14 protein-coding genes are annotated in these 23,094 nt (G+C 29.4%); 8 read left to right on the top strand and 6 right to left on the bottom strand.

Annotated features, from left to right (window positions below):
* Positions 1-64: 64 nt before the first annotated feature.
* Positions 65-4,198, top strand: coding sequence for a phosphatidylinositol-specific phospholipase C domain-containing protein (locus VBM91_RS00220; RefSeq protein WP_323188900.1), 4,134 nt, complete (start codon positions 65-67; stop codon positions 4,196-4,198).
* Between the two features lie 3 nt (positions 4,199-4,201).
* Complete coding sequence (locus VBM91_RS00215; protein WP_323188932.1) at positions 4,202-5,716, top strand: hypothetical protein; 1,515 nt, start codon at positions 4,202-4,204, stop codon at positions 5,714-5,716.
* A 113-nt stretch (positions 5,717-5,829) separates the two neighbouring features.
* Here VBM91_RS00215 and VBM91_RS00210 read toward each other — a convergent pair whose 3' ends face one another.
* The 4 genes from VBM91_RS00210 to prfA all read right to left on the bottom strand — a co-directional run bounded on the left by VBM91_RS00210 (position 5,830) and on the right by prfA (position 14,431).
* On the bottom strand, positions 5,830-10,806 hold the full coding sequence (locus tag VBM91_RS00210; RefSeq protein WP_323188899.1) for a M60 family metallopeptidase: 4,977 nt from the start codon (positions 10,804-10,806) through the stop codon (positions 5,830-5,832).
* 333 nt (positions 10,807-11,139) lie between these two features.
* Complete coding sequence (gpmI, locus tag VBM91_RS00205) at positions 11,140-12,645, bottom strand: 2,3-bisphosphoglycerate-independent phosphoglycerate mutase (protein WP_323188898.1); 1,506 nt, start codon at positions 12,643-12,645, stop codon at positions 11,140-11,142.
* 11 nt (positions 12,646-12,656) lie between these two features.
* Positions 12,657-13,367: a peptide chain release factor N(5)-glutamine methyltransferase gene (gene prmC, locus VBM91_RS00200; protein WP_323188897.1), complete on the bottom strand. Its 711-nt coding sequence runs from the start codon at positions 13,365-13,367 to the stop codon at positions 12,657-12,659.
* Positions 13,367-14,431, bottom strand: a complete 1,065-nt coding sequence (gene prfA / locus VBM91_RS00195; RefSeq protein ID WP_323188896.1) for a peptide chain release factor 1 — start codon at positions 14,429-14,431, stop codon at positions 13,367-13,369. Before prfA ends, prmC begins: the two co-directional genes overlap by 1 nt.
* Before the next feature lie 179 nt (positions 14,432-14,610).
* Between prfA and topA the strand changes: the two genes are divergently transcribed.
* From topA to VBM91_RS00180, 3 genes are all read left to right on the top strand, one after another.
* Positions 14,611-16,485 carry a type I DNA topoisomerase gene (topA, locus tag VBM91_RS00190; RefSeq protein WP_323188895.1) on the top strand — a complete coding sequence of 625 codons (1,875 nt, stop codon included), beginning with the start codon at positions 14,611-14,613 and terminating at the stop codon, positions 16,483-16,485.
* 163 nt (positions 16,486-16,648) lie between these two features.
* On the top strand, positions 16,649-18,499 hold the full coding sequence (gene mnmG, locus VBM91_RS00185) for a tRNA uridine-5-carboxymethylaminomethyl(34) synthesis enzyme MnmG (protein ID WP_323188894.1): 1,851 nt from the start codon (positions 16,649-16,651) through the stop codon (positions 18,497-18,499).
* Entirely contained in the window at positions 18,499-18,933 is a 435-nt protein-coding gene (locus VBM91_RS00180; RefSeq protein WP_323188893.1) for a 23S rRNA (pseudouridine(1915)-N(3))-methyltransferase RlmH, read from the top strand. Before mnmG ends, VBM91_RS00180 begins: the two co-directional genes overlap by 1 nt.
* Before the next feature lie 18 nt (positions 18,934-18,951).
* Here VBM91_RS00180 and VBM91_RS00175 read toward each other — a convergent pair whose 3' ends face one another.
* Both VBM91_RS00175 and VBM91_RS00170 read right to left on the bottom strand, forming a co-directional pair.
* The gene (locus tag VBM91_RS00175) at positions 18,952-19,335 is read right to left on the bottom strand and encodes an MAG1140 family protein (protein ID WP_323188892.1); all 384 of its coding nucleotides are present in this window, start codon (positions 19,333-19,335) and stop codon (positions 18,952-18,954) included.
* Positions 19,319-21,376 carry an Mbov_0121 family peptidase domain-containing ABC transporter gene (locus VBM91_RS00170; RefSeq protein WP_323188891.1) on the bottom strand — a complete coding sequence of 686 codons (2,058 nt, stop codon included), beginning with the start codon at positions 21,374-21,376 and terminating at the stop codon, positions 19,319-19,321. The genes VBM91_RS00175 and VBM91_RS00170 overlap by 17 nt, the downstream gene beginning before the upstream one ends.
* Positions 21,377-21,537: 161 nt before the next feature.
* Between VBM91_RS00170 and VBM91_RS00165 the strand changes: the two genes are divergently transcribed.
* From VBM91_RS00165 to VBM91_RS00155, 3 genes are all read left to right on the top strand, one after another.
* Entirely contained in the window at positions 21,538-21,978 is a 441-nt protein-coding gene (locus tag VBM91_RS00165; RefSeq protein ID WP_257089734.1) for an RpiB/LacA/LacB family sugar-phosphate isomerase, read from the top strand.
* Positions 21,979-21,980: 2 nt separating this feature from the next.
* The gene (locus VBM91_RS00160; RefSeq protein WP_257089736.1) at positions 21,981-22,226 is read left to right on the top strand and encodes a DUF2188 domain-containing protein; all 246 of its coding nucleotides are present in this window, start codon (positions 21,981-21,983) and stop codon (positions 22,224-22,226) included.
* 205 nt (positions 22,227-22,431) lie between these two features.
* Positions 22,432-23,094, top strand: coding sequence for a LemA family protein (locus VBM91_RS00155; RefSeq protein WP_323188890.1), 663 nt, complete (start codon positions 22,432-22,434; stop codon positions 23,092-23,094).

Raw genomic sequence — 23,094 nt, 5'->3', positions numbered from 1 at the left:
AATATAATAAATTTATTTATAAATTTATTATGATTACTCAAATTTCGAGTAGGTTGGTACATTTATGAAAAAAAGAAATAAGATATTAATAACAAGTTTAACTCTCGGAGCAGCTCCGATCCTTTCATTGACTGCAATTTCAGCAATTGTTCAACAAAGTGTTTCTTGAACAGATGAAAATAAAGCTTATTCAAATGATACACAAACACGATTGAATTTAAGTGATTGAATGGCTGATGTTGATGGGGATAAATTACTATCAGAGCTTTCTATACCAGGAACTCACGATAGTGGTATGTATGATGGTAGAGGTGTTAAATGATTCTTCGGTTCTGCTTGAGCTAGAACACAGTACAAAAATTTACCTACCCAATTGAAAATGGGTATCCGTTATTTTGATATTCGCTTAGATAGAAGCAATTTAGTTAATCACGGTGGAGCATATTCGAATAACTTATATCTACAAAATGTGTTAGATGAGTGTAAAAAATTCTTAACTGCACACTCAAGTGAAACAATCATTTTACGTATAAAAGATGAAAATGTAGATGTTGGTAATTTATCTGCTACAGATTGTATAAAATGAAGAAACTCAATAATCGATAATCTTTATAAATTCAAAGATATCCTCTTCAAAAATTATTCTCGTAATAATAATCTGAACCCAACACTTAATGAACTAAGAGGTAAAGTTTTTGTTGTAAATAACTTTCACCACAAAGTTTATTCAGATAATAACTACGGAACTTTCATTGATCACGGTAATAACTGAAATATCTGACAAGATGCATATGATTCAACAGAAGATGTAAAGAAGAGAACATTTGAGTCTATGGCAAACATGTATCAAGATCTAAATGATTTTCACAATGACATAATGACCAACTTCATTTCAAGATCTAACGGTGAGCAACCTTGAAGAACTAGCGAACCTTTAAATAAATGACTTGTTAAAAAACTTCGAGAAAAAGAAGATCAATGAGAACATTTAGGAATTGTACCAATGGACTTCCCTGGAGATGCTCTTGCATTAGCTATAGTGCGTAAAAACTATATGTATAGTCAAAGAGTAATTAACCGTGGAATTTTAGGAAGACAATTAAATGCAATTCCTGTTACTAGATTAGTTGACAATACATCAATTATTGAATTAAACCAACCTATGAAAGATTACTTTGTTGAAGTTTACAAAGGTAATAATCTTTTAGAAAAGAAAAAGATAACTGATACAAATACAAGAATTCAGTTAGCTAATAAATTTGTTTTAGGTGATTCAATCAAATTAGTTTTCTACAAAGAAACTCCAACAAACATTTACTATCCAACTCCAAAAAGAATTTTAAATGTTGAAGGAACACTTACAGTTTCTAGAAACCAAGAATATGTAAATAAACTTCTTAGCATAGGGAGAAGTTATGTAGCATATTCGGATACTCTTGCTAATAGAACTTACCAAAATTTCATTAGATTTCATATTCAAAATGAAATTGTAAGTGTAGCTAATTCATATATCATTCAACCAATGACTGACCAAAGAGGTGAATGAGCCAACTTATTTGATTCAGATAAAACTGAAGTTCAAAATAAAATTACAAACTTAAAAAATGCTTATGAAGCTTTAAAATCAGATATAAAAACATTTAATTCATCAGTTCCATTTAGAAATTCTCAATTAAGTTTTATAACAACTGCTGACAAATCTAAATTATCAGAAGATAGTTATCAAGCATTTCAAGATGTAATTACAACAATTCCTAAATTACCTGAATATCAAAATGTTCTTAACATTTACATCAAGAAGAAAAATAAATTAGCCGGATTAAAAACAATCTTGAATGATCTTCAGGATTATTTAGGACTGTTCAATCAAAAAGTTACTGACTTAGATTTAGATAATTTACAAATTAACTACCAAGATAAAAAAGCAGAATTAAACCAAAATATTCAATCTATTCAAACTATTATCAAAGAAACAATTAATAATGATGCAACTATTGATTTTGCGAATGTAAAAAACAGATTACAAACTCATTATGATAAATGCGCTCAAATTATTAAATCACTTGAAGACTCAAAAAAACAACATGATCAAAACTTATATAGAGAAAGATTAAGAGTTGCATTACAAAAATGTGAAGAACAAAAAACACAAATCAATTACTTACTTGATAACAGTGGTTGAGCAACTAAAGTTGATCAATTAATTACTGAAATTAATGATCAATTAACACTTTCAGAAATTCAAGAAACAAACGTTAATGATATTGAACAACGTATGCAATCTGCTATTTTGATGTTAAATGGACAATCTAATTTAGATTCAATTAGACAATCTATTTTGTCATCTAAATATTTAGAACAAAGCGTTATTGATCAAAAAGTTGCTGAACTTAACCAAAAAAGATCTTATGCAGATGCAATTGCATTGCAAAATGCAGTTGAGCAATTAAATAATTTAGAACATCAAGCTATTAATCAAACAATTGATAGTTTATCTAACTTAACTGATACACAAGAATCAAGTGCAAAAACTTCAGTTGAACAATGTGCAAATAGAGTTGCGATAAATTCAATAGTTTCAAATGTAATTAAATTAAACAACTTTAATGCTCAACTCAAGAATTTTGATTCTGTAAAGTCATCAATTAACTATATAGAAGCATCGACAGATCTTAAAAAAGCTTATGATGATGCAGAAATAGTTGCTAATACAGTTAAAAATTCAAATACATTTGATAGAGGAATTGAGAATATTGATTCTGCAATACAGAACTTGCAGATAGCAAAAAACAACTTAGATGGTCAAAGAAGATTAGATACTGCAAAAGCAGAAGCTAACAAAAATATTGATAAGTTAACTTACTTATCAGACAATGTTCAAAAACCAGCTGCTAAAACCTCTATTAGTAATGCGCAAACTGTAAATGATGTAAATTTAACTGTTTCTAATGGTACAAAATTAAATGCTGCATTAGAACAAATTTCAATTGCTGATTTGAAATTAAATCAACCAGCATATACAGAAGCTGCGAAGAATAAAAAGCAAACATTTGATTCTGCTAAAAGTGCAATAGACAATATCAAATCAAATTCAGACTTTACAAGATCAATTTCTAATATTGATAGCTTAACAGTTAACTTAAAAAACGCTATCGAGGGTCTTGATGGTGAATCTAAATTATCATCTGCAAGAACAACTGCATTAAACGAGTTGAATAAATTAACTAATTTAACTGGAGAACGAATAAAGGCTGCACAAGATGCAATCAATGCTGCTAACACAATTAATTTAGTTAATTTAAAATTACTTGAAGCTCAAAAACAAAATGCAATCAACAAAATAAATTCATTATCTAACTTAGGACAAACCCAAAAAGAAAAAGCAGCTGAATTAATTAATATTAAAACTACAAAAACTGAAATTGATGCAATTCAATGAAATTATTCAAAAGTTGATTATGCGCTTCCAAAAATAAAAGAAGCTGAATATGAAAAATCAACAATAAACTACACTGAAGCTGAAGATTCTAGAAAAACAAACTTTGATACTATATTAGACAGTTTATTACCATTAAAATCACAAACTGATTTTTCAACATTGCCTGCTAACTTTGATGCAAGTGTTATAGCTCTTGAGAATGCAAAAGGTAACTTGAACGGATTAGAAAGACTTAAAAAAGAAAAAGAACAAGCTAACATTTTCATTTCTAATTTAAGTGAATTATCAAATCAACAAAAAGATACTTTTGCAAATAGCATAACTTCAGCTAACTCAATTTCAGAAGTTACAGATATTAAAAACAATTCTGAAAAACTTAATAATGCTTTAATTGAATTAAAAGCAGCAAGACAAGCTGCAAAATCTGAATTGACTAAATTAACACACTTATTAGAAGAACAAATCACAGAAGCAAATAAGCAAATCGATGCTGCAATAACAATTCAATTAACAAAGGACATTGTTACAAACACAACAAATGTTGATGCTGCAATTGAACAAGTTCAAAGATTTAATGATGTTAAATCAAAACCACAATTTACAGAAGCTGATTCAGATAAAAAACAAGCTTCTCAAACAGCGTTTGACAACTTACGAGGTGTAGAAGCAGTAACGGACTTTACAACAAGTCCTATTGCTGACATTGCAGAAAAAACGGAAGCTCTTAATAATGCAATCAACTCACTTAATGGTCAATAAAACTTAGATGCTGCAATAGCTGCTGCTAAATCTTCTATTGATGCGTTGGTTAACTTATCAGATGATGAGAAAAGAGACGCAAAAACTGAAGTTGAAAAACAAACAACTATTGCTAATGTTGCTGATAAATTATTAAATGCTGAAAAACAAGATGCATCAAATAAAATCGACTCATTATCAAACTTATCAGATGATGTGCAAAAACCAGCTGTTAAAGCTTTAATTAACTCAAAAGCAACTAAAGATGAAATTGATGCAATTGTTGCTAAGGCAGAAAAGGTTAACAGTGGTATTTGAACACTTAATGATGAAATTGTGATAAAAGAAGAAGTTCAATATAAACAAGCATCAGATGATGTTAAAGCAAACTTTGATAATGCTATAACTGCATTAGATGGATTATCAAGCTACACAGACTGTGAAACACCGTTTGACCAATTAGATATTAAATTACAAGCTGTATCTGAAGCTAAGAGTTCATTAAATGGTAAAGATAGATTAGATGCTGCAAAAGGTGAAGTAATTAAAGCTATTGAGGGACTTGAAAACTTATCATCAGTTCAAAAAGATGCTGCTAAAAATGAAGTTGAAGCTAAAACATCAATTGTTGATGTTGAAGAAAAATTACTTGAAACTCAAAAAGAAGATGCTATAGCTAAAATTAACTCATTACCTAAATTATCAGAAACTCAAAAAGAAAAAGCTATCAAATTAGTAGAAGCTGAATCAGATAAAGCAGGAATTGATAAAGTAGTTTCAAATGCTTCAAGCATTGATGTAGCAATTGCTAAAGTTGAATTTACTAGAGGAATTGAGTCAGAAATCAAATATACTCAAGCTTCAAATCAAGATGTATTTGATGATGCAGTTACTGCTTTAAACAACTTAACAACAACACTTGACTTTGATGAACCATATCCTAACTTAGATAACAAGTTAGATACATTAAAATCAACTCACGATGCTCTTGATGGTGCTGTTAGATTAAAAACAGCTAAAGAAGAAGCACTTGCTGCTCTTGAAGTTGCTTCAAACTTATCAGATACTCAAAAAGAAGCTGCTAAAAACGCAGTAAACAGCTTAGATGAAGTTTCTAAGATTAAAGATATTAAGAATAATGTAAAAGAAGTTAACAGTGCATTTGATGTTGTTGAGAATGCTGAAGCGATGAAAGAAACAACACAATACATTCAAGCTGACAAACAATTTAAAGATGCATTTGATAATGCATTAGCTGCTTTTGAAGAACTTAAAGCAAAAGAAGACTTTGCTACAGGAATTACTAATTTATCTGAAAGATTAGTTGTACTTCAAAAAGCTACAGAAGCTCTTAATGGTATAGTTAAACCAGAAACTAAACCTGAAGACGATGCTAAAGAAGAAGATAAAAAAGAAAACACAAATAGTGGTTCAAACTTAGTTGGTCCAATTGCAGGTGGTGTATCAGGATTACTTGCATTAATTGGTTCAATCTCTGGATTTATCTTCTACAAAAAACGTAGAAAACTTAATAAATAATTTTCAAATTTAAACTTTCGTCCTAGTGATGAAGGTTTTTTCTTTTGTTTTTTGCTAAAAAAGCAAAAGAAAAGAAGACACCATAAGGTATCTTCTAATTATGTGATTACATCTTATTTAGTTAAAATGTAGTTAAAGAATAATGGTTTATTTTCTTTATTTACAATCTTCATTTTGTGATCTTTTGTTAAATCATATTTTTCAGGTGTAAATAATGTTAATAAACAGTGGTTGTATGTTTCTTCAGCTGTAACTGCTGAAACATTTTCAAGAACTAATTCATCATCGATGTATACGTCAAATGATGACATATTTGACCCTGTTTTTCCAAATAAGTCAATAGCGTCTGAGTTGAATGTAAATTCAAAGTATTCGTTAGCTTTTGAAACTTTAGCTGAAACACCATTGATTGCGTTGTTGATTTGATCATTTTCGTTTGTTAAAAATTCTCAAGATGTTCCATAGAATTGAATTTCAGGGTTGTTAATTGGTAATACTCTCTTGTTTTGAGTATCAAGACCAAATTTAATTTCTCTAATGATTGTAACTTTAAGCTTTCTTGTTTTTTCGTCGTCATTGATTGGTTCTCTCGTTGTTGTAATGTGAACTTCTACAATTCCATCATAAATAGCACCAAAGTCTAATCTATTAGTTAATGGAAGACCTTCTGTATCTTTTGTAGGGTCAACTACAAAGTTTAATGTTTTAAACACAACCGGCATATCAAAAAATTCACCTTTGAATACTTCGACTTTTTCAGTTCTCATAAGTTCGATCGTGTAATGAGTTGGACGGTATTGTTTTTGGAAGTCAGCTTTAGCAACGATATCCATAAAGCTTAATGTAGCAGGTTTTTGAAACTTGATATTAAAGTCTAATTTATCTATTTTTCAAGTTTCAATTTTTGTGTCGTAAATTTGATCGTAAATTGGTTTATATCCTGTATTACCATCAATAACTGTATTACCATCAACATCATTTTTTGTACGTCCTCTAACGCTTAATGCAATAGGGTTTGTAACTCGAGCTGAACCAGCGAATTTTGTAATTTGAAGGTCGCTCTTAGTATCAGTAGGCATAAATCTTGGTTTGTATTGTCATTGTTCACCGGTTAATAATTCTTGGATTTTTTCTGGTGTATCGTATCAATCTGCTGGAAGATTTGGACTTAATGCATAGTTGTTAATTTCGTAGATTGTATTTGAACCTGTATCATTGATTTTTTCCAATCAGAATGTTCTTCTTGGGTACGCACTATCATTTCAAGCAGCGATTGTAAGGTCGTAAACTTGTCCTTTTTGTAATGTTACTGTACCAAAATCTTTTAGTGCATTATTTGATGAGTTAATTTCACCTTCGAATGCATCACCAATCTTAATGTATCCTCAGTTAGAGAAGTAAGCTTTAATATTATATGATCCTGTTTCAGGTGCGATGAATTTTGCCTTAGATTCAACTAATTGTTTTTTACCTGTGAATGGGTTTTGAAGTTTTCTTTGTTCAAAGTCTTCAACAAAAGTATCTTTTGGTTGAATGTTATTTGTTTTAACGTAGTTCATAATTTGTGAAATTGTTCTTAATCCTTCAACTTGAACATCTGTAAGTTGGTAAGTTGTTAAGATCGGACGGTTAACTACGTTTCTAAGTTTAATTTTGTATCTGTAAGCAGGTACATATCTTTTTGGTTTGTTTTCAAAGTCAGCCGGAATAACTTCCATATCAAATTCATCAATTTCAGCAAGTTTATCTGGATTTGCTCTATAGATAACTTTCATTCTTGTAGGATCTGATGGATCAAATTCTAAGCTTCCACCTAATTTTGTTCTTGCAGGGAATTTAAGTTCTTTAATTCTAAAGTTAGAGTTAAGTGAGTTAATTCCATTAGCAAAGTCAAATGTAAAGTCTTGTCCTGCTGGAATTTGGTAAGCTGGAGCTGTATCTGAAGTATATTCAAATCTGTCTAGGTCACTGTTGTATAAGAATTGACCACAAGCATAAATGTTAGCGACAAAATCGAATGATGGTCATTGGAACATATCAAGCATTCTTTCGATGTTTTCTTGATCTGGATATTTAGCCATAAGCTCTTTGATTTTATCTCCAGTTGCTCTTAATTTAGCAATGGCGTCTCTTTCTTTTTGAGCTCATTGTTTATCCATTTCTATTAAGTTTCGAGGTCTATCGGCATCATTATATCCATAGTAACCTTTAGGATCAATTTCTTTACTTCCATCAAATCTTCAGTCATTTCAGTCAGCTTGAACTTTTTCAAATTCAGCTGCAGCTTTATTAGCTTCAGCCATAGCTGCATCAAATTCTGGTTTATGGTCGTTTGCAATATCGACTGTTGGTACTGATCGTTGTAATGATTCAATTGTGCTTGCGTATTGTTTTAATGCGTAGTAGAAGTTTAATTTGAAGTATTTAGATAAGTATCAAGTTGTCTTCAATTTCTTATCGTATAAACCATTTCTTCCTGATGATTTAACTCATTCAATAAAGTTAACTGGTCCTAATGTGTAAATCATATTTGAGTAAAGTGCGTATCAGTCAGCTTTTGTTTGGTTAATTGAATATGAGTTAGCTAATCTAGCTCAGTATACATCAAAGTCTCCTGATGGGTTTGTGATTCCACGAAGTCTTGTTTTATCATTAATAAATGATAAGTTAATTACTGATGGAATGTTTGTTCATCCGTGGTCTCTTACATTGAATGGATCTTGGTGAGGTTGAAAGTTATGGTTAATTTCGTGGTAGTTTCCTCAATCATCAAATCCAAAGTCAGAAGCTCCCTTTAAGTAAGGTGACGCTCATCCGATTGGAGCTCAAAGGTTGTATCCACCACCTCAAGCACCAGCTCCTCCTCAAACGTCATCACAGTAGTTAAGTGCTAACTTAGGTGCGTTGTAGTCAAATCAGAAGTATGACATTTCATAGAAACTGTCTCATTTGTGCATTTTTTCTTCAGGGAAGATAATATCATCAAATTTAACATGAGCAATAGCACTTGATGATGTATAAGGAATTGCTATACCTGTGTAGTTTGATTGAATTGTCATAATAGGTGCATTAATTGTACCTGCTTTAACAGCGGCCATTTGTGCATCTCATTCTGCTTTTGTTGTTTGTCCATAAACGTAGTGAAGTTGTTCAACTGCATTATAAACTTTAACGTCAAATGGAGCAGGGTTACCATTTTGATCTCTAAGAGTTACACCAACGTTAATTGATAATGCTCCACCAAATGGTGAACCAACTTTAACTCTTCTTGTGACTGGGTCAATTTCGTTAAATCTGAATCTAAATCTTGATAGAACAAATGGGTAACGGTTAGAAATTTTCCCTGTGTTGTTTGCTGGGTAGTTGTCTCAGTAGCTTTTGTTTACATAGAAATCAAATGGAACTTCACTGTAAATACCTGTAGTTTCATTTGGTGTTCCATATAATTCTTTAAGAATTTTGTATGTGTCTTCACTAATTTCAAATTCAATAACTTCTCCAGCTGGAGCATATAAACCAATAACGTTGTATCCTGTCATTGATGTGTTAATTGAAATTTCTTTTGTAACTGTTTGAGTTTCCTCTGTAACTACTCTTTCGAATCATTTATCTGCAGCAGGGTGTTTTTTAAGACGGTTATTTGCTATTTCTTCTTTAATGAAGTTTGCATCACTATATTTACGTGCACCTTCACCTGTGAAACCATCTATACCAATAACACCTTCAACTCTTTCGTTGTAAACAAGTTCACCCATACTAAGTTTTTGACCATTTACTTCAAAGAAAGCGCGATCAGCAAAGCTTGAACCATTTTTTTCGTAGTTAAAATCGTATCCAGGGTATCTGAATCCATAACTTGAATACATTTGGTTTAATTTTGTATCATAAACTTGTTTTTGGATTGTAGGTCTAGTTTTTCTATCAATGATTTTATCTGTATATGAAACAATGTCTAATCTATTTGAAAGTAAAGATCTGAATGGTTGAGTATTATTTGCAAGTGGTAATGCTGAAATAGTAACTGGTTTTAATCTTCACATTACATCAGCTGAATTTTTAACTACTAATGAATAGTCTCCATCTCTGTTTACATTTAATGTAGCTGAATGTTCATTTTCAATTAATGTTGTATATCTGTATCAAGATGAGTTAGCTCAATCTACGCCATCAACATTACTTGCTGTAACTGTAGCTGCGTTATTTATCAATAATCCATCATTTGATGCAGTTAATTTTACATTTTGTAATGGGTTAACTTTGTGAACCATTTCCACATTAAGTTTCTTAACGTATTTTTTACCATTGTATGTTCCGATAACTTCAAGTTGGAAGTTAGAATCAATACCGATTTGGTTATTAAATACTTCTAAAGTACCTTTATCAGTAACACTAAATTCACTATCATTTGAATATCATTTGAATTGTTCTGGTTTTAATTCTTCATTTCCTGTGACAAATTGTAATACAACTGGTTTACCTTCTTCTGGGAAGTAACCTTGGTTTGTGATTGTGAATTTAGCATTTTCAGTTAAACGGTTTGTTTCTTCTTCGCTTAACATATCAACTGGTGGATATTCAGGTTCTAGAATTCTTTCTGATGAAGTAGATGAACTTAATTTTTCTTCAGCAACATTTAATGCATCAATTAAGCTTTGTTTGTTTTCTACTGGTGTAGTTAAATCAGTTTTAGTAGCAATAGCATCTTCAAGAGCCTTTTTAGCTTCGTTAAATTTTTGTTTTTGCTCAGCTGATGCATTTGTGTATGCTTCAGATTTTTGCTTTTCATTAGCTTCATTTAATTTAGCAGCTAATTCATTTAAGTCTCTTGAGTTGTTTATAATATTATTAATTGCAGTTTTATCAGCAGCATCATTAATTTGTTTATAAATTGCATCTTTTTGTACTTGAGATAAGCTTGATAAATTAGCAACAATATTTTTAGCAGGTTGCTTGTCAACTGGTTGAGCAGGAGTGGGAGCTTCTTTTTTGCTTAATCCTAATCCGACTCCAGTACCGATTAATGCTGCAGCACCAACACCACCAAGTATTAGACCAATAATGAGTTTTCTTTTTCTATTTTTGCCAGCCATAATCATCCTTTCTTTTTATTTATGACTAAAATAAAATTAAAATTTTATTTTATAAGTATTTTTATTTTATTTTAATCTAGCTTTTATTTATCAAAATAGTTATTCTATTTTTTGTGTGTAAATTTTATATGAATTATTTCTGTTTTTGTTAGTGTGATTAAGCACTAAAATTAACTAATTTAATCAAATAAAAAGTACATTTAGTACCTTTAAGATTTGTAGTAAATGTACTTTTAAGTGGGTTATATAGGTGTAAAAGTTTTATTAAGATTACTGAGTATATCTAATTATAGACATAACAATAGAGTAGTTAATTAAACTTTTTTAATTTAATTATTTAACTAATAAAGATTCTTCATCCATTTCTTTAGGTTTAGAAATATTGATGTAATCTAAAACAGTAGGTGCAACGTTAGCTAATTTTCCATCTTTTAATTTAACGTTTTTATCTGTACAAATTAACATAACTGGACTTGATGTATGTTTTGTAGCTGGTTTACCATTTTCATCTTCTGTGATTTCAGCATTTCCGTGGTCAGCTGTGATGAATACTGTAACATCATTCGCTTCAGCTCATTCAATAACTCTTTTAATTTGTGAATCTAAGAATTCAACTGCTTTGATAGCTGCTTTTAAGTTCCCTGTGTGTCCTACCATATCAGGGTTTGCATAATTCATAATTGTTACATCATAATTTAATGCGTTTGCTAATAATTCGTCTGTAATTCCTTCTGCAGACATTTCTGGTGCATCAGCATATGATTCAACTTTAAGTGAGTCAACCATAATACGTTTTGAATTTTTAAATTCAATATCGTTTCCACCATCCATAAAGTATGTAACGTGAGCATATTTTTGAGTTTCAGCAATTCTTAATTGATTTAAGTTAGATAATTCTAAAACTCTACCAATTGGCATATTGATTTCCATTTCTTTGAATGCAACAATTGTGTCAATTCCTTCATATTTCATCATTGAAACAAATTTGTTAATTACAACTGGATGAGCTGGTTTGTTTGGATATAATGGTGAACCAATAAATAAGTGTGTTAATTGTCTTGCTCTGTCAGGTCTGAAGTTAAAGAAGATAATTGAATCGTGATCTTTTACAAAGTCACTTTTTGGAAGTGTTTGATTAATAGCAGGTACAAAGAATTCATCTGTAATTCCTTCTGCATATTGTTTGTTTACATAATCAATTACATTGTCAAATTTAACATCTGATAAACCTAAAATAGCATCGTATGCTTTATCAACTCTATCAAACATCGAATCTCTATCCATTGCATAAAATCTTCCTGAAATAGATGCGATGTGGTATCCATATTTGTCACATAATGCAACTAATTTTTCAAGTGAAGGAATAATTGATTTAGGAGCAACGTCTCTACCGTCTCCAAAAACGTGAACTGAAACATTTTTAACTCCGTGTTCGTGTGCTGCTTCAATTAATTCAAATAAGTGGTTTTCAAGTGAGTGAACCCCACCAGGTGATAAAAGCCCCATTAAGTGTAATGTTGAATTATTTTTCTTAACATCATCAAATGCAGTTACAAAAGCTTCATTTGATTTAAATGTATTATCATCAAGAGCTTTTTGAATTAATGAAAGCCCTGTGTAAACAACTGTTCCAGCTCCAATGTTTAAGTGTCCTACTTCAGAGTTTCCCATTTGTCCTGCTGGTAATCCTACATATTGACCTGAAGCTTGAATAAGTGAATTTGGATAATTTGCAAATAAGTTATCAAATGTTGGTGTGTTAGCTAATGCAAATGCATTACCTTGTGTTTGTTCTCTTAAACCTAAACCATCAATAACAATTAATACTGTTTTTTTCATTTTTTCTCCTTTTAGTCAAATTCTATAACAGCAAACCTGTTTTTAGAACTCATATCTTTATGTATAGTAATTTTATATTTTTCTTTTAATTTTTCTCAATATTTAATGTGAAATGGATTGATTTCAAAATAGATTTTTCCACCTGGTTTTAAGTAATTTTCTGCATCGTTAATTATTAAATCATAAAAATAAAATCCATCATCTTTTGCATATAATGCATGAAGCGGCTCTCAATCAGTGACTGATTTATCTAATATTTCAGTTTCCTGAATGTAAGGTGGATTTGAAACAATTAAATCAAATTTTTGATTGATGTTTTCAAACATATCTGATTGAACGATGCTGATTGCAACATCGTTTTTTTGTGCATTTATTTTAGATTGCTCAATTGCTTCATAATCTATATCTGATGCAGTTATATTTCAATTTGGATTTGCTTTTTTTAGAGCAATTGCAATAAAACCTGAACCAGTACATAAGTCTAAAACATCTAAATTTTGTTTTTTATTTTCTGAATTAACTAATATAACTAGTTCTTCTGTTTCATATCTAGGGATTAAAACTTTTTTAGAAACATCAATAGTTACATCTGCTAATTCAACATAACCCATTATTTTTTGAACTGGCATTCCTTTTTGAAGTTGTTCTAATTCAAAAGAAGATACAGTTTTTTCTAAACCATATCTTCTTTTTTCTAATAATAAATCTTCTCTTGTAGGCATTAAATTCCAGCTTCTTTGATTTTTTCGTTTTGTTCTTCTGTAAGTAATGCATCAATAATAGGATTAAGTTTTCCTTCCATAACAGGAAGTAAACTTGTAGAGTATGAAATTCTATGGTCTGTAACTCTATCTTGAGGATAGTTATATGTTCTGATTTTTTCACTTCTAGCGCCAGAACCAGCTAATTTTCTGTAACCTGATTCTTCTGCTTGTTTTTTCTGTAACTCAATGTCGTAAAGTTTTGATTTAAGAACTCTCATTGCGATTTCTCTGTTTTGAATTTGGTTTTTACCTTCTTGACAAGTTACAACAATTCCAGTTGGGAAGTGTGTAATACGAACTGCTGAGTCAGTTGTGTTAACTGATTGACCACCGTTTCCTGATGAACGGTAAACGTCAATTCTGATTTCTTCAGATTTAATTTCAACTTGAATATCATCATCGATTTCAGGCATAACTGTAACTGTTGCTGTTGAAGTATGGACTCTACCTTTAGTCTCAGTTGCTGGAATTCTTTGAACTCTGTGAACACCTGATTCAAATTTAAGTTTTGAATATGGTCTGTCACCTTTTACAGCAAATGTAACCAAAGTAAATCCACCAGCTTCAGATGCTGATGCATCTAAAAGTGTGATTTTCATATCATTTTGTGAAGCTCATTTTGTGTACATTCTATATAAGTCACCTGCAAAAATGTTAGCTTCATCACCACCGGCTGCTCCACGAATTTCAACAATAACGTCTTTTTCATCGTTTTCATCTTTAGGAAGAATTAAGATTTTAAGATCTTCAGATAAATCTTCCATTGTTTTTTCAGCTTCATTAATTTCCATTTTTGCAAGAGCAACTAATTCTTCATCTGATTCACTTAACATTTCTTTTGCATTTGCTAAGTTAGCTTCAGCTTCAAGGTATTTATCAAATGCTTCAACAATATCTTTAATTGAGTTAATTTCTTTATTAATTTTTGTGTATTTTTTAATGTCAGAAATTATTTCCTGATCTTGTAAAGATTTTTCTAATTCATCGTGCTTATTTTTAATTTGCATTAAAGAGTTATACATAGTTAATTCCATAGTTAGTATATTTTAACACATAAAAAATCTAAAGTTTTAAAAGATTGGTCTATTGTTGTGTGATGTAAAAATTTTTACATTTCCTAATTATTAAAATATTAATAATTAATATAAGCAGAATAATTTAAATGCTTTTGATTTTCTAAAAAAAGTATATATTTTCCAATATGAGTGCAACAACCTTGAAGAAAAAATTAATTATTGTCGAGTCACCTACAAAGGTTAAGACAATTCAAAAATACGTTGGAGATGAATACAGTGTTATTGCATCTGTAGGTCATTTCCTTAGAATGAAGATTTCTGGTCTTTATTCGTTAGGTATCGATTTTGATACTTGAGAACCTCTTTATACAGCTGATAATACAAAGAAAAATATTATCAACGAGCTTAAAAAAGCAACAAAAGAAGCAGAACACGTTTATATAGCAACTGACCCTGACCGTGAAGGAGAAGCTATTGGGTACCAATTAGTTGATTATTTAAAAATACCCAAAGAAAAATACTCACGTATTAAATATAATGAGATTACTAAAGATGCTATTTTAAGATCCTTAGATAATCCAACAGGTATTGACGATGCTCTTGTTAATGCTCAAAAGAGTCGAAGAATGCTTGACAGAATTATTGGATTTAGATTATCTTATTTATTAAGATATAAATTCAAAAATACACCAGGTCAACCTACAGCAGGAAGAGTTCAATCAATTGCTCTTAAATTAATAGTTGATAGAGAAAAAGAAATCAGAGCATTTATTCCTGAAAAATACTTTACCCTTGATGCTAAATTAAATAACAATCCTGTTTTAGCTGCATATCACAATGAAGCTAATGAATCAGATAGAAAAAACTGAATTTACAGTTCAGAAGTTGATGTAATCAAAGAATACTTTGAGTCAGCTCCTAAAGTTTTAAAAGTAACTAACAAAAAAGTTTCTGATAGAAAAGTTGGAGCGATTCAACCGTTCAAACAAGCTGTTTTATATAAAAAGTCACCATTTTCATCTAATTCAACAACAAATATTCTTAAAAAACTTTTCGAAAACGGTTTAATTACTTATCCAAGAACAGATTCAACACGTTTATCTCAATCATTTATTGATGATGCACATAAATTTATCAAAAATAAGTGAGGTGAAGATTACATTGCCGATGAAATTAAAGGATTTAGTGGAGATCAAGATGCTCACGAGGCTATTAGACCATCAGATGTTTCATTAACACCTGAACAAGTTCAAATTCACTATCCAAAAATGGAAGATAATGATGTAAGAATTTACAAATTAATCTATGATACAACACTTCAAGCTCTAATTAAGCAACCAATTAGAACAAGTGTTCAATATACTTATGTAAATGATAAATACACATTTAAAAATTCTTATTCAACAATTAAATTTAATGGTTACTATGTTGTAACAGGTAAAGAATCTGAACAAGTTGATCCAAATTACGAAATTGATCAAGAAGTTAAAGTTGATGAGTTTATCTTATGTGATCACGAAACAAAACCGGCACCAAGATATAATGATGGGACACTCATTGAAGCGCTTGATAACATCAAAGTCGGCCGTCCATCAACATTTGCTTCAACAGTTCAAATTGTTAAAGACAGACGTTTTGTTGAATTAAACAATGGTGCATTACATCCTACTGAATTTGGTGAAATTATCTTACAAAACTTGATCGCAGCTTTTCCTAATATTATTAATGAAAGTTATACAGCACACGTTGAAGAAGAATTAGACCAAATTGCTGAAGATGAAATCACTAAAAATGAAGTTATGCAAGATTTCTGGGATAACTTCCTTGTTGAATTTGATAATGCACAAGGTAAAATTACACCTTACACATTCAAATTAGAACAATTGGACACAACTTGTCCTGAAGATGATGGTATCTTAGTTAAAAGATATAACAAGAAAAATCAACCATTCATTGCTTGCAAAAACTTCCCTAACTGTAAATTCACAAGAAACATCGAACCAGATGATTTTCCGAGCGAATCAGATGATGAAGAAATCATCGATGAGTATGATGATTAATTAATTAAAATTATTTAGATGAGCAGATTTAAAAGTCTGTTCATTTTTTAATTAATTTTGTTATTTTAATTGCGCTATTTAATCAAAAACATCAATTTAGACCATAAAATAAACTAATTTTATGATTTTTAAAAATTAAAAAATAAATTAAAATTATGAAACTATGAATAATAAAGGTATTTTAGAGAACAAAAAAGAATTTGAAGCAATAGTTATAGGTGGAGGCCACGCTGGTGTTGAAGCAACTTTTGCTTTAGCTAATATGGGTCACAAAGTAGCTCTTATCACTTTTGATCTTTCAAAAGTTGCTATGATGCCTTGCAACCCATCAATTGGTGGACCTGCTAAAGGAATTATTACACGTGAAATTGATGCACTTGGTGGAGTTCAAGGTTACTTTTCAGATTTAGCAATGATTCAAATTAAGATGCTTAATGAATCAAAAGGACCTGCAGTTAGAGCTATGAGAGCTCAAATTGATAAAGAAAAATATTCAGCACTTATTTTAGATGCATTACAAAATCATAAAAATGTAAATTTAATTGAAGGAGTTGCTGAGGATATTCTTGTTGATGATAATAACGAATTTAAAGCGATCAAAATGGAAGATGGTTCAATTTTAGATGCTAAAGTTTTAGTTATCACAACTGGAACGTATATGAACTCAAGAATTCTTAGAGGTGATGAAATTAAAATTTCAGGACCTGATAATCAAAAAACAACACCAAAATTATCACAATCACTTGCTAAGTTAGGTTTTGATTTACAAAGATTAAAAACTGGAACACCTGCCAGAGTTTATGCTGATTCAATCGACTTTTCAAAAGTTGAAAAAGAAGAACTTAATGATACTTATTTAGCTTTCTCATCGCGTTCAAATGTTAAACTTGATAAGCAAATTTCTTGTTATTTAACTTACACAAACGAGAAAACACACGAAATTATTAGAAATAACATTGATAAATCAGCTATGTATTCAGGACTTATTGAAGGGATCGGTCCAAGATACTGCCCAAGTGTTGAAGATAAAGTTATGAGATTTGCTGATAAAGAAAGACATCAAGTTTTCTTTGAGCCAGAAACTGCTGATGGTTCAATTATTTATGTAAACGGAATGTCTACATCAATGCCTATTGAAGTTCAAGATTTAATGTTAAGAACAATTCCTGGTTTAGAAAATATGAAGGTTCAAAAATGAGGATATGCAATTGAATATGATGCATTAAATCCATTGCAAATTACACCTACATTAGAATCTAAAGTTATCAAAAACATCTTTACAGCTGGTCAAATTAATGGAACAAGTGGATATGAAGAAGCAGCAGCTCAAGGTCTTATTGCTGGAATTAATGCAGGAAGAAAACTTGAAGCTAAAGAACCATTGATTCTTAAAAGACACGATGCTTACATTGGTGTTTTAGTTGATGATTTAGTTACAAAAGGGACTAAAGAACCTTACAGAATGTTAACTTCAAGAGCTGAATATCGTTTATTATTAAGAAATGATAATCCTGATATTAGACTTGCAAAATATGGAAATGAAGTTGGTTTAGTTTCTGATGTAGATTACCAAAACATAATTAATAAATACCAAATGATTGATGAAAAAATCAATGAATTAGAAAACACATACTTATCATCTAAATCAGAATTAGCTAAGAAACTTGGAGTAGAAAATGGAGTTTCAATGTTAAGAGTTTTAGCTAGACCAGATGTTGATCCGGTTGATGTTTTAGCTGACTTCCCTTACAAAAATGAATTAACTATTATGGTAAGACTTGAAGGTTACATTAAGAAGCAAAAATCTGATGCTCAAAAAATGAATAAATTAGAAGACTTTAAAATACCTAAAGATATCGATTATTCAAAAGTTCAAAACATAGCTACAGAAGCTAAACAAAAACTTGAAAAAATTAGACCTTTAACAATTGGGCAAGCATCAAGAATTAGTGGAATTAACCCGGCTGACATTCAAATGCTTATGTTCCATATTGAAACTAGAAAAAACAAATAATGAAACTGAATATAGTTGCAGTAGGTTCATTAACAAAAGATTTTCAAGTTTTATATGATGATTATGTTAAGAAAATTAACTTCTTTGCAAAGATTAATTTAATCGAAATTAAAGAACAAAAGATAGATAACATTCAGTTAAAAATTAAAAAAGAAACTGAAATGATTTTAGAAAAGATACCTAAAAATTCAAAAGTCATCTACTTATCATTACAAGGAAAACAATTAAGCTCTGAAGAGTTTGGTTCAACATTTTTAGATATTGATAATGTAACTTTTGTAATTGGTGGTTCAAATGGAGTTGATGAAGAAATGTTCGCTAATAGAATTAACTTCTCAAAAATGACCTTTCCACATCAATTATTTAGAGTTATGTTAGTTGAGCAAATTTATAGAGCGTTTACAATTAGAAATAATATTACTTATCATAAATAAACTCTGTAATGGAGTTTTTTATATACTCCCCAAGACATATTTGATAAATAAAGTTTGATCAATTAGTAAATTAACTTGAATTTGTCTAATGTTATTTTCATTTACAAATAATTTCAGTTCATTACTTTTAATAAGAACATCAGAGTGATCTTGATTAGAAATATCGATATTGAATTTATAAAATTCATTATCATAAACAAAACTAACATAACAGGTATCTAGTTTTTGATTATCAATGTTGAAGTTGTATAAATATAAATCATCACCTTCTGCAGTTATTAAAACTGGTTTATATACATTTACTTTAGTTGAACATAAGACTAAAATAAGCGCTGCGAAAACGAAAAACAATATAAGTAGTATGCAGAAATTTCACTTATGTTCTTTAAGATAAGTTTTCAATATTCACTTCCTTGGAATCATCGAAAATATATCTATTATTGTGTGAAATTTCTACAACTAATTTGTTTTGCAAATTATTTTTAATAATAGGTTTTAGTTTTTCAAACATTGATCTATCGATATTTGCAAAAGCTTCATCTAGTATCAATAAATCATAGTCATTTAAAAATATATTTAGCAAATTAACAAATTGAACCTGACCACTAGATAATTGGTCCAGTGATGAATTTAAATTAATGTTTAATTCATCAATGAATTTATCTAATTTATTGTTTTCTAAAATTGACTTGAAAATACTAATATCACTTAAACATAGGTATTCTAGTGTTCTAATCTTTAAATTTAGCATCTGATTTGAAATATATAAAACTCTTTGTTTGTATGTTTCATCTAAGAATGGATTGAGCTTTTGATCATTAACTTTAATAATTCCGGATAAACTCTCACACGAGCCGTTCAATACAGAACAGAGTGTGCTTTTTCCTGAACCATTTTTACCGACTAAATGTATGTTCGAATCAATCAATAGTTTTCTGATTTCTAAATCTTTATTAACTTTTAATGAATTGTATGAATAACTTATATTAGAAAGTTGAATTTTAATTATTCTTTCCTTCTGTAAGCTAGTTTTAGGTATTTTTAAGTCTTCAAAATTTAATAATGAAATCAAATCTAAATCCTTTTTATATTGACTATAACTAGTTATTAATGGGATTATATTTTTAATTGGCTTAGTGAATAAAGAAACACCGGTTAAAAAGAAAATTAAATTGATAACACTTAAATTTTGATTTCAAATTTGAATAGTTCCTATTATTAAAATTAATAAAGGAACTAAAAAGTCTAAAAATGAACTTAAATAATTAATTAAGCTTTGTTTATTCTTAAAAATAATTGAATCACTACGCAATTTCTCATTCACATAAGTAGATTTAAGATTTAAATTATTAAGCAGATTTTCATTATGTGAAGTTTGATTTAATTTGTAAATATTAAATAAGGTATCTTCAAACATAATTGACTTATTGAGTAATTTATTGAAGTTATTATCAAAATTAGTTTTATTAATAAAACTTAAAATCAATGTAATTACTGAATAACAAAAAATTATTAAAAGCAACACTCAATTTATATTGATTAGTAAAATAAATGAAACAGCAATCGAAATAACTGTGCTGATTAATTCAGGAATAAAACACAATTTAAATAAACTTAAATTATCAAGTGCAATAATTCTGTTTTTAAAATCTGCAAAAGTTAGCAAATTAATTACTTGCTTATTTTTAAATTTCAATTCATTTATTAAATTATTAATTAAGTCACTTTTATATTTAGTTGATATTTTATACATCAGTTGTCTGGTCAGTAAGTTAAATGTGAAATTTATTAAAAATAACACACTAAAAATCATTCCTAAGAACATAAGAATTTGATCATCTTTATTTAAAACAATATTATTTAGGATAATTTTATTCAAGAATGGAAACGAAATATAGATGCTTATTTCTATGAGTAAACAAAATAAGTATAAAAATGAGAAGCTAGACCATAATGAAATTTTTAAACTTCTGGAGTTACTTATCAATGGATTTGGTTTTATATTTTTCTTGTTTTCTTCATCTTCATTATCAATTTGCTTTTTGCTTTTACTAAATGCAACAATAATGTTAGTGAATTTAGTTTTAAATTCATTTTTACTCAATTTAACATCGCCATCAATCGGATCATAAATATAAAATTTATTGTTCTTGATTTTCCTAATTACAATCATATGGTCTGAAGTATTATTTTTGATAACTGTTGCAATAGGAAAAACTTGCTTTTCTAACAAAAGCAATTGTTCACAATTAATTTCATAAGCATTAAGCTCCAAATTTACTTTTGAAGCAAGGAGTTTGATGTTTTCTAAACTTATACCTGCTGTACTGTATTGAATTTGCAATTTTAGATTATTAATATCTAAATTTTCTTTGTAGAAAAACTCGTGAAAATAATCTAGCACATATAATGAGCAATCTCTTTGATCTACTTGTGTCTTCATCTCATTATATTTAGTAATTTTTGTCAAAAAGGAACTAAAGCACGATTTTTCCACTAAAGTTTTCGCAAAATTGAAAATACAAAAGTTTTTAAAACTTTGTATAATTAATTTATCAATAAATTTATCAATAAATTAATGTTCAAAATTTAAAAGGAGGACTAATGAGCAAAAAAGTAGTAGCACTTGCAAGTGACCACGCAGGTTACAAATTAAAAGACGAATTAGCATCATACTTAAAAGAACAAGGGTTTGATGTTGTAGACTTAGGACCTGAAACAGATTCAGTTTCAGTGTCATATGCTTCAAAAGGTAAGGAATTAGCTAACTATGTAGATGAAGCACACCCTGATTTTGGTATTGCAGTTTGTGGTACAGGTTTAGGTATTTCATATGCACTTAACAGACACAAACACATTCGTGCAGCTAGAGTTACATCTGTTGAAGATGCACACTTAGCAAAACAACACAATAATGCAAATGTTCTTGTATTCGGTGGAAGACAAGTAACATTTGAAGAGGCTAAAGATATGTTAAATGAATATATGACTACACAATTTGAAGGAGGAAGACATCAATCTAGAATTGATGAGCTTGACGAATAATTATGGCAAAAGTAAATGAAGTTCAAGAAAAAGAAGTTAAAGAATTAGACGCTGTTTGACACGTTTCACAACACAATGATGGATGAAAAGTTATCAGACAAGGTGGAGTAAAGGCTATTAAAACTTTTGAAACACAAAAAGAAGCAATCGAATTTGCTAAAGAATTAGCAAAAAACAACAAAGGTAGAATGTTAATTCACAGTACAAAAGGTAAAATCAGAGGTGGATCAAACTACCAAGAAAAATAATTTAAGTTATTTAAATTTACATAGACAGAGTGAAATCTGTCTATTTTTTCATCTTTTTTTACATAATTTCAGGATTTTTGACTTTTTACTTCCGTTTTTTTTTTTTTTTTAGAATAGAGTTGAAATACAACAAATATTTACATATTTTGATGAATATTAGCCTTGTATTTAATAGATTAACAAACATTTAAGGATTAGGAGAAAAATGGCAAATTTATATTCACATAATGAAGAACAAAACCAAAAAGGTTTTGAACCAACAGCTTCAAGTGTTGAAATCGCAGCTCAAGCTTCTACAGCTGCAAAAATATTTTTATACATTATTATGTCTATTCCACTATTTTTAGGTTGAATTTGATACTTCAAAAGAAAAAATAGTTTAAATAGAATGCAAAATGATATTAACAACAGTGCATCAAGCATTGATGTTCAATTGCAAAAGCGTAACGATACACTTGTTAAATTAGTACAACAAGTTAAATCATACAAAATTCACGAAGCTGAAGTTTTCGAAAACGTTACAAAAATGCGTTCATTAGCAGCTGGTGGTAGAGGAATTGAAAACTCAGCCGAAATTGAAAACTTAAATCAATCAGTATTCGGTCGTTTAATGGCTATTTCAGAAAGCTATCCAGAACTTAAAGCAAGTTCTTTATACACTGAATTAATGGATGAAACAACATATATTGAACGTGAAATTGCAGCTGCTAGAAGAAATTACAACGCTCAAGCTAACACATTCAATAAAGAATTATTTACAATCCCAACAAAAGTTGTTGCTGCAAATATGGGATTATCAACAGTTAGATTATTCCAAGCATCTTCTAAAGCTAGAAAAGATGTTGATATGCAAGAATTAGGTTTATAA

The sequence above is a fragment of the Mycoplasma sp. 2248 genome (genome assembly GCF_034863245.1).
GTDB lineage: Bacteria > Bacillota_I > Bacilli_A > Mycoplasmatales > Metamycoplasmataceae > Mycoplasmopsis.
This window is presented reverse-complemented; position numbering and strand designations above follow the sequence as displayed.